The organism is Rhodococcus sp. P4_B6 (assembly GCF_056402215.1).
In genome coordinates this window covers 88,855-101,364 of sequence record NZ_JBFUHV010000001.1, presented here as the reverse complement: position 1 = coordinate 101,364, position 12,510 = coordinate 88,855, and the positions used below count along the sequence as shown (strand labels likewise).

Below are 12,510 nucleotides of genomic sequence, written 5' to 3'. Positions count from 1 at the left end.
GCGTCACCCGTCCGGGCGGGGGCGGCGTCCCCGTCCGAGCACCCAGCCGGCGTAACCGATGAACACGACCCCGGCCCCGGCACCGGCCGCCGCGCTCGGCGAGACGGCGCCGGCAAGCCCGAGACACGCGGCGGCCACCGCGACGAGCGCCGCGACGACACCGGTCAGGGCAAGGCCCCGGGCGTGAAAGACCCTGCCCAGCGGAATGAAGTGGACACCGACGACGAACAGCGTCCACGCCGCGTCGTACGCCTGATGCCCGACCGCGGCAAGGAGGAGGTTTCCGACCACGATCAAAACCACCTCCACCGCAACGGTGAGCCAGTAGCGGCGGCGGACTCGTGGGTCTGCCATCGGAGAGCCGGTCGTCGTCAGTCGGCGCACCAGCAGCATCACCAGCGCGACCAGGAGTAGCGCCGAGATCACCGACCCGGCGACCAGGTACGGGACCCACGGTGCGGGCGGGTCCTGCTGCGCCCAGCCGAACCAGGCGATCCCCGCGACCGCCAGCACCGCTGCGCCGATCACCTCGCCGCGATCCCAGAGCGCCGCGATCGGTGCTACCGGAACGGAATTATCGGACAACTGATTCGAACGGTACTCACTGATGCCGACCACCTCCTGCACTCTCGCGGCGGTGGCTGTTCAGCCACATCTGCATGTCGTCGTGGGCCGCCCGAGCCATCGGGGTCGGGTGGCCGGTGAATCCGTGGGGTGAGTCCGGGTAGATACGGAGATCGACGTCGACGCCCGAAGCGGACAGCCGTGCGGCCATGGCCAGGTTGTCCTGGAGCAGAATGTCGGCGTCCCCGACCACCATCAGGATCGGAGGCAGATCGGTGAGGTCGGCATAGATCGGGGAGAGGTCGGGATGAGTGCGGTCCGACGCCGCGCCCGCGTAGGCGTCGAGGAAGTACTCGTCGGCGATCAGGCGTCCGGCGGGTGTCTGCGCGCTGAGGTCGTACGTTCCGAACTGCAGCACGGCGGAATCAATGGCGAATATCCCCCGATCGCGCAGCCGTAGAAGCGTGGTCATTGCGAGCGTTGCACCGGCCGAGAAGCCGCCGATGGAGAGCTTCGTCGTCCCGAAGCGGTCCGCGGCGTGCTCGACGAGCCAGAGTGCGGCGGCTTCGCAATCGTCGGGTGCGGCCGGCCACGGGTGTTCCGGAGCGAGCCGGTAGTCCACGCTGACGACCGCGACGCCGAGCGCGTCCGCGAGTCGGCGGTTGCGGACGTCACTGCCGGCAGCCGACCCCATGTAGAAGCCGCCGCCGTGGATCTCCAGGTAGACACCCGTCGCGGCCCGGCCGACGGGGGCGTGAATCCGCAGCGGGACTCGAAGACCACCGCTGACGACGACCTCCTCGACAGCCGGCGGTTGCGACGGGGCGGGGGCGGGGGCATCGGCTCGGACCGATCGAAGTTCCGCCCCGCTACTCGGACTCCGACCGGCGACGCGCTTCGCGTAGAACGCCCGCGACGCGTCGACGAGAGGCAGCAGGCGCGGGTCGATCAGATCAGTCAGTCCGAAGTGCATCGAGATCACAGTACGGACAGGACCCGCAATCCATCTCGTGACGCGCGGACGTCCGGCGTCGTGGCAGGGTGAGGCGGTGGGCGACGCACTGTATCCGGCGGTAGAGCCGTACGAGTCCGGACTCCTCGACGTCTCCGACGGTCACCGCGTGTACTGGGAGACCGTCGGGACCCCGACCGGGATCCCCGTCGTGTACCTGCACGGCGGACCGGGCTCGGGGAGTACCGCGGGAGCGCGACGCTATTTCGACCCGACCGCGTTCCGGGCGGTGCTGTTCGACCAGCGCGGGTGCGGTCGCAGCACGCCGTTGGCGGACGGCCCCGACTACGACCTGGGGTCGAACACGACCGCGCACCTGGTCGACGACATCGAGCGCCTGCGTGAGCATCTCGGGATCGAGCGGTGGATCGTCACCGGCGTCTCGTGGGGCGTCAGCCTGGGATTGGCATACGCACAGAAGTGCCCGGAGCAGGTGATTGCGGCGGTGTTCGGTGCGGTCACCACGGGTTCCCGGCGGGAGATCGACTGGATCACCCGCGCCATGGGTCGCGTGTTCCCGCAGCAGTGGGAACATTTCGTCGCGGCGGTGCCTGATATTGAACGGGCAGGGGACCTCCCGGCCGCCTACGCCCGCCTGCTGGCCGACCCGGACCCGGAGGTGCGCCGGACGGCGGCAATGAGGTGGTGTGCGTGGGAGGACACGCATGTTTCGCTGATGCCGGGGTGGCAGCCGAACCCGCGCTACGACGATCCCGCATTCCGGAGCGTGTTCGCGCGGTTGGTGACGCACTACTGGTCACACGACTGCTTCCTCGCCCCGAACGAGATCCTCGAAGGGATGGGCGCCCTCGCCGGCATCCCGGCGATCCTGGTACACGGACGTTACGACGTGTCCGGGCCGTTGGACACCGCGTGGGAGATCGCGCGGGCCTGGCCCGGCAGCAAGTTGGTCGTGCTCGACGACGCCGGGCACGGGGGAGAAGGATTCGCCGCCGCAGTCACCGCCGCCGTGGATAGTTTCAACGCGAGTTGAGCTCAACCAAGTCTCGGCCGGTCGTGCAGAAGTGAAATATGCTGTGTGAGGTGGACATTGTCGATGCGCACCATCATTTCTTGAATCTGCCCGACCTCGCGTACCCGTGGATCGACAATCGCCCACCCGCGCTGACCGCGCTGCTGTCGAATTACTATGACGCGGCACGCCGATACCTGCCGCACGACTACCGGGCACAGGTCGACGGGATACCCGTCGCGGCCTCGGTCGCGTGTGAGTTCGGAGCAGCGGACGGTGTCGCGGAGGCCCTCTGGATTCAGGAGTGCGCCGATCGTGTCGGCGTTCCGAACGCCTTCATCGCGGCCGCGCAGCTCGAATCGGATGGTCTGGCAGATGTTCTCGCGCGATACCGGGATCTGCCGGTGGTCCAGGCGGTGCGTCAGCCGTTGTACTGGGCGGAAGACCCCGTCAAGCGTCTGGGTGCGCGGGGCGACTACCTGTCGGACCCGGCCTGGCTGCACGGGTTCGAGAAGGTCGCCGACGCGGGGCTGGTGTGGGAGCTGCTCGTATACGACGAGCAGCTACCCGACACGCACGAACTCATTGCTGCGTTTCCCGACACCACCTTCGTGTTGGAGGCGGTCGGCTGGCCCGTCGACCTCACTGCCGACGGCTTCTCCCGGTGGGAAGAACGCCTCGGTGCGGTGAGTCAGTTTCCGAACGTCGTCCTCAAGTTTCAGGGAATCGCCCTCATCTTCGGAACTTCGCTGGACGCGATCGGGAGCTGGGTGCGGACGGCGCTCAGAATCTTCGGCGCCGGACGATGCATGTTCGCCTCCCATTACCCGATCGACCATCTGCTGTGGGACAGCGACACCATGGTGTCCACCGTGCAGGCAGCCCTCGACGACCTGTCGTCGGCGGAACAGGCTCTGTTCTTCGGCGAAACCGCGCGGCGGGTGTATCGCCTGCCGGCGCGTTAGGCTCACCGAACGCACCACAGCGGAGATCAGACGTTCGGGGGTCGGTCCGGGACGAGGAGAGCGCCGATGTCTTTGCCGATGGGGACGGCGTTGTTGGTGTCGGAGTTGGCTTTCGGTCCGAGGGTGCAGTAGACGACGATCGTCGTGTCGGTTTTCGTGTCGTAGAAGGCGACGCCGTTGTAGCCGCCGAATGCTGGGTTCATGTAGAGCCAGTCGTCGATGTGGACGACCCCGAACGCGAAGTACTTCTGCGCCGTCATGGGGCCGAGGCCGGCGGTGCTGGGGGCCATCATTTCCTTGAACTGCTCCTCGGAGAGCAACTTGCCTGCGGCGAGCGCACGCACCCACACGGAGACGTCGGCCAGGGTGGAGTTCATGTTGCCGCTGTTGAGGAATGCGGTGGGGTTCCAGAACGTGGAGTCCTCGAAGACGCCACGTTCATTCGTGTAGCCGTGCAGCGTCGGCTCCGTCATCTGGGGTGTGAGGACGACGTCGCTGGAGTTCATGCCGAGCGGGTCCAGGATGCGCTGCTGGATCAAATCGTGGAGGGTCGTGCCGGTGGCCTTCTCGAGGACCACGCCGAGCAGGCACAGATCGCTGTGGGCGTACGCCCAATTGGTGCTGGGTTCGAACAGCGGCGGCCGCGCGTTGGCGAGGTCGAAGATCTGCTGCGCAGTGAAGCCCGCCATCGGGTTGGCGTAGAACTGCTTCAGGAATTCGGGGTCGGTGACGTAGTCCGCGATGCCGGTGGTGCTATTGGCGAGCATCCGCGGGGTGATCTTGTCGGCGCGCGGGAAGTCGGGGACCCATTCGGCGATCGGCTTGTCGAGGGGGACGACGCCGTCCTTGTCGAGTTGCAGCAGCACCGTCGACAGCATCGGCTCCATCGGCTGACCCACCCGCAGCTGCATGTCGGGCGTCGCGGGGACGCCGATCGGGGATCCGCCCAGCGCGCCGACGGTGACCTGCTCGTCGCCGCGCCACACCCCGAACACGGCGGACGAGAGGTCGAGTTCGGTCATCTTGCCTTGGACGATCTGTTCGATCTTGGCGACGTCGGGCGATTCCGGGGCTGTCGACTCCGTCCCACCGCCGCTGGTGTCATCCGATCCGCAGGAGAGGGTGGCGAATCCGATGGCGACGGCAAGGGCGGTGGATGCACCGCGGCGCATCCACCGGTGAGTCGGCTTACTCATAACGGACGATCCCTTCGACGAGCGGGAATCTTGCGGGAGCAGCGATACGTGAATCTACCGTCGCCGACGCCGCGCGGGGAGCAAACGGCGGGTGCGCCCCGTCCGATCCGGTGACCGTGGTGCCTGCCGGCGTTCTCCCGAAGCCTGAGCAGCACATTTCTGATCGCGACCCGCCCAAGGGCATATGAAACACGGCGATGCCGGCTCTAACTCAGCGATGAAATACGGGGTGGCAACTGCTGTACACGACGGTGGCTCGGCGCGGACCCGACACTGAGGTCACGGCGGTGAGATCCGCTTCGCCGCAGCCTCGAGCGATACGCGGCACCCCTTGACCAGGCGCTGCACCACCTCGGCGGCGGGCCGATCCTTCGCGAGCTGGTAGGACTGCCCGGCCCAGAGATTCACCGCTTCGCCGTCTCCGCTCTCACGCGCGGCCTGGCGCAGCGGCGACGTCGCGTAGTGGATCTCCGGGTAGGCAGCGGGTGCGGTGGCGGTGTGTTCGTCGAGGAATCGGTTGCGGATGCCACGCGCCCACCGTCCGGTGAACGCACGAGTGAGCGCGGTCGGCCGGCCCCTGGTGAGTGCGTCGCGCACCACCGCCGAGGTACCCGCCTCCGGGCAGCGCATGAAGACCGATCCGAGCTGCGCGGCGGCTGCACCAGCTGCCAGCGCCGCTGCCAGCCCAGCGCCGGTGGTGATGCCGCCGCTGGCCACCAGGGGGACCGGGAAGACGGTGCCGCGCAACAACTGCATCAACGCGATCAGGCCGATCGGGTCGGTGAGATCGTCGCCCGGACGGGAGAGGAAGGTGGCACGATGACCGCCGGCTTCGGCTCCTTGCGCGATCAACACGTCCGCGCGCGCAGTCACGGCGACCTGCGCCTCGATGGTCGACGTCACGGTGACCCACACCTCGGACCCGACGGCGTGCAGTCGCTCGATCTCTGTCGGCGACGGGCAGCAGAACGTGAACGACACCACCGCAACGGGATCGGCGACGAGGAGGTCGAGCTTGGCGGACCAGTCATCGTCGTCGAAACGCGGTTCGCCGACTTCGGCTCCGGTCGCGGCGAGCTCGTCGAGGTACGGCGCGATCTGCTCGACCGGTGTCGGCTTTCCCGGCGCGAACAGGTTCACCCCGAACCCCGCCGAGGTGAGCTGCTGCGTTTGTGAAATCCGTTGCGCCAGCACGTCGGCGCTCAGATATCCGGCCGCGAGGATGCCGAACCCGCCCGCCTCGGTGACGGCCGCGGTGAGTTCCGGCGTGGACGGTCCGCCGGCCATCGGGGCAAGAACGATGGGCGCACCGATGGCGTCGAGGATCACGCGGACTCCAATTCCTCGAGTCCCAACCCGACGGCGCCGAGAATCAACACGATCCGCATCCCTCCAGTATTCCCCGGCCATCGGGGTGGTCGGGGGTGAATCGAGATCCGGCCCGGCGGCGATGCCGCGGCGGGTACCGGGGTATCGGTGGAGCCATCTGCTGCGCGTTCGGCGAGACAGTGCAGCGGCTCGTCGTCGCCCTCACCGCACGACGTGAGCAAACCGGCGGACTGCGTCCTCGGTCATCTCCTGAGTTGTCAGCGGAGCGTGATGCATACCTGTGTCAACCTCGCGTACCGTTTTTCGATGCCTCTATTGACGGAAGTGCCAGGTCCAAGCGATGATTTAGGTATCCCACCTGCGGGTGGGGAGGGCCCGTCCCTCTGTTGGAGATCACTCATTGGGCAGCACCACAACGGTCGCTGTCGTCGCGTGTCCGCCAACAGAAGGAGGTCCACATGGCCCAACCCGAAATTCTCGTCTCGATCGCCTTGGTGATTGCCGCGTGCTTTGTCTTCTTCGTGACCGCCTGCCTGGTCACCGCCATCCTCATTGTTATCCTCACCGGCAGCACCGCCGGTCTCCGCGACTTCGCGAAGGTGATCGTCGCCCTCGGCCGGGTGATCCGATTCTGGTTCCGGTTCGGTAACTGACGCGCGAGCCCTCAAACGCGAGGACAGTCCCCGGCCTCGGGTCGGGGACTGTCCTCACTTGGATTTCGCCTATCAGTGTTTCCGCATTACCGCTCCGGGGCTCTCACGGTATGGGTGCGTTCTCATGTGCGTCGAACGGTCGCGGCGAGCCGATGGCGGTGTCATTCAGGTGGATCACCTGGTGGACGTGCAGGCCGGCGATCTCGGGCAGGTCGTATCCCAGCAGGGTCGCGAACATCTGATTGACGTCGAGTAGGCGCGACTGGTCGTGCATGAGCATCGGAATAAGGCTGCGCGCCAACAGGTACCGCACTCCTCGCCGCTCAGCGCCACCGCCGTGCGCCGGTGGCGGTGTGTGCGGATGTTCGGGTTCCAAATCTCTGTGGTCCGCGGGATCGGTCGGGGGTGCGCTCGGTTCCCGGGCGGACGCCGCGCGTCTCGCGCGCTGACCCACCCTGCGGGGCGGTACCGTTGCTGGCCCCGCTGGTCGTGGTCGGCCGCGCGAGTCAGGTCGGCTCGGTGGTCGTCCCGCCGGTGATCGGTGCCGCCTGCGGGTCGGGACGGTCCATCCGCTCGAGATGGGCCTTGATCCACTCGGTGGTGTGTGTCCGTGCGGAACCTGGGGGCGTGTACTCGGCCGGTCCGTCGGTCATGGCGTCCTTTCGTGTGGAGTAGTAGCGGAGGGCGTTCGGGTGGCGTTGCGTCATCGGTAGTCGGTGCCTCAGTGGTTAGTGAGGTCCGGGCAGTTTCGACGTGTCGGTGTCGTTCTCGTCGGTGGACGGTCCTCCGGGGGCGGCTGATGGCGAGTACTCATGGAAGAGAGCGTGCCCGCACGGATTGAACACGCGGTAAACACCGTTGTCGGTGGGAGCCTGTCGACCGACTCCCGCCGATCGACATCTTGCTCGCCCGGCGCTCTTACGCTGGGAGGACCACGACACCAGCGGGAGAAGGATCATGAGTTACGAAGCGATCTACGACGGGGTCCGTTATCCGCTCGCCGATGCGGCCGCCGCCCACGGCCTCGAGGACGCCATCAGGGGCATCTTCGAAGACCACGGCAACGGCGGATTCGTCGGTTTCGTCAGCCAGAACTCGACGGTTCGCCTCCTGATTACGCCGGCGACTCCGGTCGCGATTCGGGGCAGCGACGAGCCGAACCCGAGCGTCGTCTCTCGCTGGTAGCCTCGCGGGCCGCTGGCCGGCGAGGCGCGCAGCAGGCAATACCGCGACGGCCGATCAGGACGCTGACGCCCGCATCTCGGAGTTGTTGGGGCACAACAGGAATGCTGATCGGTGGACACGTTCGACGGAAAGCGCGGGCTCCACCGAGCACATCATGTCGGCAGAGCCCGACGCCTCGTCGTTTCGATCTTGCTATTCGCGGGAGAGCATGGCGGCGGCTGCGCGTTCGAGGTCGACGTAGGGTTCGCCGCTGACGTCGACGGCGACCCGGTTCAGGGTGCCGCCGGTGAACGCCCAGGGTGTGGTGCCGGGGTAGTCGTCGGTGACGGCTTCGGCGCCCCCGCGGCCGGCGGTGAGGCCCGCGCCGCCGAGACCGAACGGGCCGGGTTGGGTCCGGATCCGGCCCTCGCCGACCTTGCGGTCGCCGTAGTACAGGCTCAGCACGCCTTGGGCGGTGCCGGGCGGATCTTCACCGTCCTTGTCGAAGGAGGCGGCCAGGATCACGTTGTGACCGGTCGGCACGTCTTCGGTGGCGTCGATCCTCTGCTGTTCGCTGCCGAGGAAGTTGTAGACGTAGTGCAGCCGGTTGTCCCTGACGTACAGGGTGTGGCCGCCGAACCGGCCGCCGTGGGCGAACAGCACCCCGGACGCGCCCGGGTCGGGGATGTCGACGAGTGCCCCGATCGAATACGAGCGGTTGCGGACACTGACCGCGACCGACTCGGGCACCGGGGCGCCCCCCGGACGGTAGACGTAGCGGTTGCGCGGGGCCACCGGCTGCGGGCGTGGGGTGGTGAGGATCTCGACGGGCTGACGATCGTCGAGGGGCAGCGCCTGGTTGGCGCCGGCCTCGTGGAACCACAGCCCGACCAGCTCGGCCAGTCGGCCGGGCTCCTCGGCGGCGAGGTCGCGGAGCTCGGCGCGGTCCACATCGGTGTGGTAGAGCTCCCAGGTGTCGTCCGGGAAATGGCTCCAGCCGCTGATCGTGGGGTGGGTGGTGACGGCCTTCCAGCCGTCGTGCCAGATCCCCCGGCTACCGAGCATCGAGTAGAACTGGGTGTGCTTGGCGGTGGGGATGGTGCCGGTGTCGAAGCTGTACCGCATGCTCACCCCTTGCAGCGGGTGCTGGGCGTACCCCTTGATCGTGTCCGGGAGTTCGAGGCCGAGGCAGTCGAGCAGGGTCGGGACCAGGTCGATGGCGTGGTGGTACTGGTCGCGGGTCTCGCCGCGGGCGGTGATCCCGGCGGGCCAGGAGATCAGGCACGGGTCGCAGGTGCCGCCGTTGAAGGTGTAGCGCTTCCACATCTTGAACGGGGCATTGAAGGCCATCGCCCACCCGTTGGGGTAGTGGTTGTAAGTGTTGGTGCTGCCGAGTTCGTCGAGCATCATCAGGTTCTCGGCCAGGTCGTCGGGCACGCCGTTGAACATCTTGTTCTCGTTGACCGAGCCGTTGGGTCCGCCCTCGCCGCTCGCGCCGTTGTCGGAGACCAGCACGATGATGGTGTTGTCGAGTTGCTCGATGTCCTCGAGGTAGGCCAGCAGGCGGCCGATCTGGTCGTCGCAGTGCGACAGGAATCCCGCGTACACCTCGGCCATCCGGGCGAACAGGCGCTTTTCGTCGTCGGACAGGGTGTCCCAGGGGCGGGTGAAGTCCAGCGGCGGGAACGGCTGACCGTCGAGGCCGGTGCGGTTCTCGGGGGTGCCGACCGGGTTGAGCGGGGGCAGCTCGGTGTTCTGCGGGACCAGACCCATCTGCTTCTGCCGGGCCAGGATCTGCTCGCGCATCGCCTCGTACCCGGTATCGAACTTCCCGCGGTAGTGATCGGCCCATTCGCGGGGCACGTGGTGCGGGGCGTGCGCGCAGCCCGGCGCGTAGTACAGGAACACCGGGCGGTCCGGGGCGATCGCCTTGACGTCGTCGAGGTACTCGATGGCCCGGTCGGTGATGTCGACACCGAGGTGGTACCCCTGCTCCGGCGTGGTCGGAGCCTGAACCGGGTGGTTGTCGTGCACCAGGTCCGGGTACCACTGGTTGGTCTCCCCGCCGAGGAAGCCGTAGAAGCGTTCGAATCCACGGCCGATCGGCCAGTTCCGTTTGGTGGATGCCGCGTTCATCTCGTCCTGGGCGCACAGGTGCCACTTGCCGACCATCGCGGTGGAATAGCCGTGCTCGACCAGGATCTCGGCGAGGGTGGCGCATTCGGGTGGGATGTGCCCATTCGCGCCTGGGAAACCGCTGGCGGCCTCGCTGATGCAGCCCATCCCGTTGGTGGTGTGATTGCGGCCGGTCAGCAGGCAAGAGCGGGTCGGGGAACACAGCGCGGTGGTGTGCCACTGCCCGTACCGCAGCCCGTTCGCGGCGATCTTGTCGATGTTCGGGGTCTCGATCGGGCCGCCGTAGCAGCCCAGGGCGCCGTAGCCGACGTCGTCGAGCACGATGTAGAGGACGTTCGGCGAACCGGGCGGGGCCTTCGGTTGCTCGTACGGACCCCAGTCCGGGATCGAATCACGAATATCGAGATTGACGACACCTCTGAACGGCTTGGCCATGACCGGCTCCTCGATCGATCGGGTCTGCCCCCCTTTCATCCACCAAAGCACTACCCACCCGGTCATCGCCAGAGGCTAATGGGGTAACACATCGGCGGGACGACCCGCGTGACACCAAGCCCACTGCGCTGGTGGGGGTGGCCCGAGCGCGCACGCGATCGCCGCTCGACATGGGCGTGGCTCCGTCGCCACGCAGGTCGCCCCCGGCGTCGTGAGCTCGGGGATGAGAGCTGCCGCTGACCTGCTGCCGGCCCCTCGGTTGGGGGTAGGGCCTCGCGGGGATCTCCGATTCGATCGCAGCTTCCTCGTCGTGATGTCGCAGGATGACGGCCCGAGCTGATCGCGTCGGTCGGTCACGGGATGCTCGACTTCACCATGCCGTATCTGCGCGAGTACCTGCGCGAGCACGCCGCCGAACGCGTCTGACGACGGTCGGCGTATTTCAGTTCCCCCGCTGTTCGTCCTTTCTTGCGGTGGGCCACCCGTATCGGCGTCGTCAGCACCCATCACGCAGCGGCGGCCCTCGCCCTCTGGGTACTCGCCGCGCTCGCCTTCGTGGGCACCTCCGCCTCGGAGGTCTCGGTGACCCTGGTCATCACTCTCGTGGTCGCGATCGCGGCAACAAGTGCCCTGGTCACGGTCACCCGGGAGCCGGCAAAGTCAGCGGCCGCGCGACGGGGCGCGCAGTCCGGGTATCCGGGTGTGCGGTGCGGCCACGCCGCGACAGCGATGGCTCCGATGAGACAGGTGAAATACGACGGTTCACCGATTCGGATCCTGGACGAATCTGATCAGCGGAGCCCCTGCCCATATCTTGCCGACCACGCACTTTAAAAGTACATTGAAAGTATGTCTGTGGGTGAGGTGCCGTTCTCGGATATCCAGAACAAGGGGAAGGCGACACTGTCGGAATGGCAGCGGTCGGGAGCGCGGCCGCTGCGGGTGACGCGCCGCGACGATGAGGATCTGGTGTTGATGACGGCGGCGCGGGCGGATCAGGCACGGGAGGTGCTCGCGGCGGCGACGGCGATGGTCGACGCCCTGCTGCACTCGGATGACCGTGATCTGGTGCGCAAGGTAGTTGCGGCGGCGTTCCCGTGGGTGAGCTACCTCTCGGGTGAGGAGGTCGCCGACTTCGTCGACGAGCTGATCGCCTCGCTGCGGGCAGGCTCATCGCTGGATAATCCGGCTCCGCCGGCCCGCACGATCGAGACGTGGCGCCACACGGCGGAGGTGTATGCCGATCCGGAGCTGGCCCGGATCCTGTCGGCGTCGACTGAGGGTGACTTCGGGGCCGTGCCGGTGCCGGAGCTGTGAGCCCGAAGCGATCGCCGACCATGTTCTGTTCGGTCGCGACCCGGTAGAAGGTCCGCTCCGAACAACCGACCGTTCCCGCATCGAACGCCCGCCAATACGTCTGCACCACAGGTAATTCGGCGTACTCGTCGGATTCGAGCACAGCGATGATGGCGGTGCGTTCGGCGGCGGTCAGCGCGGCCGGTTGCCGTCGGTTCTTCTGCGGTATCGGGTCGGCCACCGGCTGGTAATGCCGGTAGCGGCGGGTGAGCCGGTAGTAGGTCGAGCGTGGCAGCCCGACCCGCCCACACGCTGTGCGGACCCCGATCCCGGTTGCGGTGAGCTCGTCGACGAACGACCTTGTGTTTGAGTGCCGCATTCTCCTTGCGTAGTCGTGCCAGTTCGGCACGGTCGGCCTGCCCCTGGTGAGTGCGTCGCGCACCACCGCCGAGGTACCCGCCTCCGGGCAACGTATGAAGACCGATCCGAGCTGCGCGGCGGCTGCCTCATCTGTCAGCGCCGCGGCCAGCCCAGCGCCGGTGGTGATGCGCTGACCACCAGGGGGACCTGGAAGACGATGCCGCGCAACAAACTGCATCAACGCGATCAGGCCGATCGGGTCGGTGAGATCGCCGCCCGGACGGCAGGGGAAGGTGGCACGATGACCGCCGGCTTCGGCTCCTTGCGTGATCAACACGTTCGCGCGCGCACCATGATCCTGCACGGGCCCGATCCCGGGTCCGTGCATGTATGTGGTGAGGGCGTCGGAGGCGAGTAGGTTGGCGGC

The 12,510-nt window shown here is 67.3% G+C and carries 13 protein-coding genes and 1 pseudogene; 6 read left to right on the top strand and 8 right to left on the bottom strand.

Annotation, left to right across the window (positions count from 1 at the left end; all coding sequences use genetic code 11):
* Positions 1-3 precede the first annotated feature (3 nt).
* Positions 4-618: a hypothetical protein gene (locus AC1DWT_RS00460; protein ID WP_206013892.1), complete on the bottom strand. Its 615-nt coding sequence runs from the start codon at positions 616-618 to the stop codon at positions 4-6.
* The gene (locus AC1DWT_RS00455; protein WP_206013891.1) at positions 602-1,537 is read right to left on the bottom strand and encodes an alpha/beta hydrolase; all 936 of its coding nucleotides are present in this window, start codon (positions 1,535-1,537) and stop codon (positions 602-604) included. The genes AC1DWT_RS00460 and AC1DWT_RS00455 overlap by 17 nt, the downstream gene beginning before the upstream one ends.
* 76 nt (positions 1,538-1,613) lie before the next feature.
* Between AC1DWT_RS00455 and pip the strand changes: the two genes are divergently transcribed.
* Both pip and AC1DWT_RS00445 read left to right on the top strand, forming a co-directional pair.
* The gene (gene pip / locus AC1DWT_RS00450; RefSeq protein ID WP_206013890.1) at positions 1,614-2,570 is read left to right on the top strand and encodes a prolyl aminopeptidase; all 957 of its coding nucleotides are present in this window, start codon (positions 1,614-1,616) and stop codon (positions 2,568-2,570) included.
* 38 nt (positions 2,571-2,608) lie between these two features.
* Positions 2,609-3,514, top strand: coding sequence for an amidohydrolase family protein (locus AC1DWT_RS00445; RefSeq protein WP_072946730.1), 906 nt, complete (start codon positions 2,609-2,611; stop codon positions 3,512-3,514).
* Positions 3,515-3,540: 26 nt separating this feature from the next.
* Here the strand turns inward: AC1DWT_RS00445 and AC1DWT_RS00440 are convergent, their stop codons facing one another.
* Entirely contained in the window at positions 3,541-4,710 is a 1,170-nt protein-coding gene (locus tag AC1DWT_RS00440) for a serine hydrolase domain-containing protein (protein ID WP_206013889.1), read from the bottom strand.
* A gap of 279 nt (positions 4,711-4,989) precedes the next feature.
* Complete coding sequence (locus AC1DWT_RS00435) at positions 4,990-6,039, bottom strand: NAD(P)H-dependent flavin oxidoreductase (protein ID WP_206013888.1); 1,050 nt, start codon at positions 6,037-6,039, stop codon at positions 4,990-4,992.
* Between the two features lie 458 nt (positions 6,040-6,497).
* On the opposite strand from AC1DWT_RS00435, the gene AC1DWT_RS00430 reads away from it, so the two are divergent.
* Positions 6,498-6,692: a hypothetical protein gene (locus AC1DWT_RS00430; RefSeq protein WP_005565087.1), complete on the top strand. Its 195-nt coding sequence runs from the start codon at positions 6,498-6,500 to the stop codon at positions 6,690-6,692.
* A 103-nt stretch (positions 6,693-6,795) separates the two neighbouring features.
* Here AC1DWT_RS00430 and AC1DWT_RS00425 read toward each other — a convergent pair whose 3' ends face one another.
* Both AC1DWT_RS00425 and AC1DWT_RS00420 read right to left on the bottom strand, forming a co-directional pair.
* Positions 6,796-6,972, bottom strand: coding sequence for a PAS domain-containing protein (locus AC1DWT_RS00425; protein ID WP_206013887.1), 177 nt, complete (start codon positions 6,970-6,972; stop codon positions 6,796-6,798).
* Between the two features lie 226 nt (positions 6,973-7,198).
* Complete coding sequence (locus AC1DWT_RS00420; RefSeq protein WP_072946732.1) at positions 7,199-7,399, bottom strand: hypothetical protein; 201 nt, start codon at positions 7,397-7,399, stop codon at positions 7,199-7,201.
* A 250-nt stretch (positions 7,400-7,649) separates the two neighbouring features.
* Here AC1DWT_RS00420 and AC1DWT_RS00415 point away from each other — a divergent pair, with 250 nt between their 5' ends.
* Positions 7,650-7,877: a hypothetical protein gene (locus tag AC1DWT_RS00415; RefSeq protein WP_072946733.1), complete on the top strand. Its 228-nt coding sequence runs from the start codon at positions 7,650-7,652 to the stop codon at positions 7,875-7,877.
* A 192-nt stretch (positions 7,878-8,069) separates the two neighbouring features.
* On the opposite strand, the gene AC1DWT_RS00410 is transcribed toward AC1DWT_RS00415, so the two are convergent.
* Positions 8,070-10,427 (bottom strand): arylsulfatase, encoded by a 2,358-nt coding sequence (locus AC1DWT_RS00410; RefSeq protein ID WP_206013886.1) that lies wholly within the window; start codon positions 10,425-10,427, stop codon positions 8,070-8,072.
* A 468-nt stretch (positions 10,428-10,895) separates the two neighbouring features.
* On the opposite strand from AC1DWT_RS00410, the gene AC1DWT_RS00405 reads away from it, so the two are divergent.
* Together AC1DWT_RS00405 and AC1DWT_RS00400 are read left to right on the top strand one after the other, a co-directional pair.
* Positions 10,896-11,261, top strand: coding sequence for a hypothetical protein (locus AC1DWT_RS00405; RefSeq protein WP_206013885.1), 366 nt, complete (start codon positions 10,896-10,898; stop codon positions 11,259-11,261).
* A 21-nt stretch (positions 11,262-11,282) separates the two neighbouring features.
* Positions 11,283-11,744: a hypothetical protein gene (locus AC1DWT_RS00400; protein ID WP_083395717.1), complete on the top strand. Its 462-nt coding sequence runs from the start codon at positions 11,283-11,285 to the stop codon at positions 11,742-11,744.
* A gap of 415 nt (positions 11,745-12,159) precedes the next feature.
* Here AC1DWT_RS00400 and AC1DWT_RS00395 read toward each other — a convergent pair.
* Positions 12,160-12,471, bottom strand: a pseudogene (locus AC1DWT_RS00395) (nitronate monooxygenase); the annotation flags it as partial.
* Between the last annotated feature and the right edge of the window lie 39 nt (positions 12,472-12,510).

What these genes read in the sequence shown, in the direction of transcription:
- AC1DWT_RS00415 (WP_072946733.1), top strand. Translation starts at nt 7,650, where the DNA reads ATGAGTTACGAAGCGATCTACGACGGGGTCCGTTATCCGCTCGCCGAT.
- AC1DWT_RS00425 (WP_206013887.1), bottom strand. Translation starts at nt 6,972, where the DNA reads ATGCTCATGCACGACCAGTCGCGCCTACTCGACGTCAATCAGATGTTC.
- AC1DWT_RS00455 (WP_206013891.1), bottom strand. Translation starts at nt 1,537, where the DNA reads ATGCACTTCGGACTGACTGATCTGATCGACCCGCGCCTGCTGCCTCTC.
- AC1DWT_RS00420 (WP_072946732.1), bottom strand. Translation starts at nt 7,399, where the DNA reads ATGACGCAACGCCACCCGAACGCCCTCCGCTACTACTCCACACGAAAG.
- AC1DWT_RS00445 (WP_072946730.1), top strand. Translation starts at nt 2,609, where the DNA reads ATGCTGTGTGAGGTGGACATTGTCGATGCGCACCATCATTTCTTGAAT.
- AC1DWT_RS00440 (WP_206013889.1), bottom strand. Translation starts at nt 4,710, where the DNA reads ATGAGTAAGCCGACTCACCGGTGGATGCGCCGCGGTGCATCCACCGCC.
- AC1DWT_RS00410 (WP_206013886.1), bottom strand. Translation starts at nt 10,427, where the DNA reads ATGGCCAAGCCGTTCAGAGGTGTCGTCAATCTCGATATTCGTGATTCG.
- AC1DWT_RS00430 (WP_005565087.1), top strand. Translation starts at nt 6,498, where the DNA reads ATGGCCCAACCCGAAATTCTCGTCTCGATCGCCTTGGTGATTGCCGCG.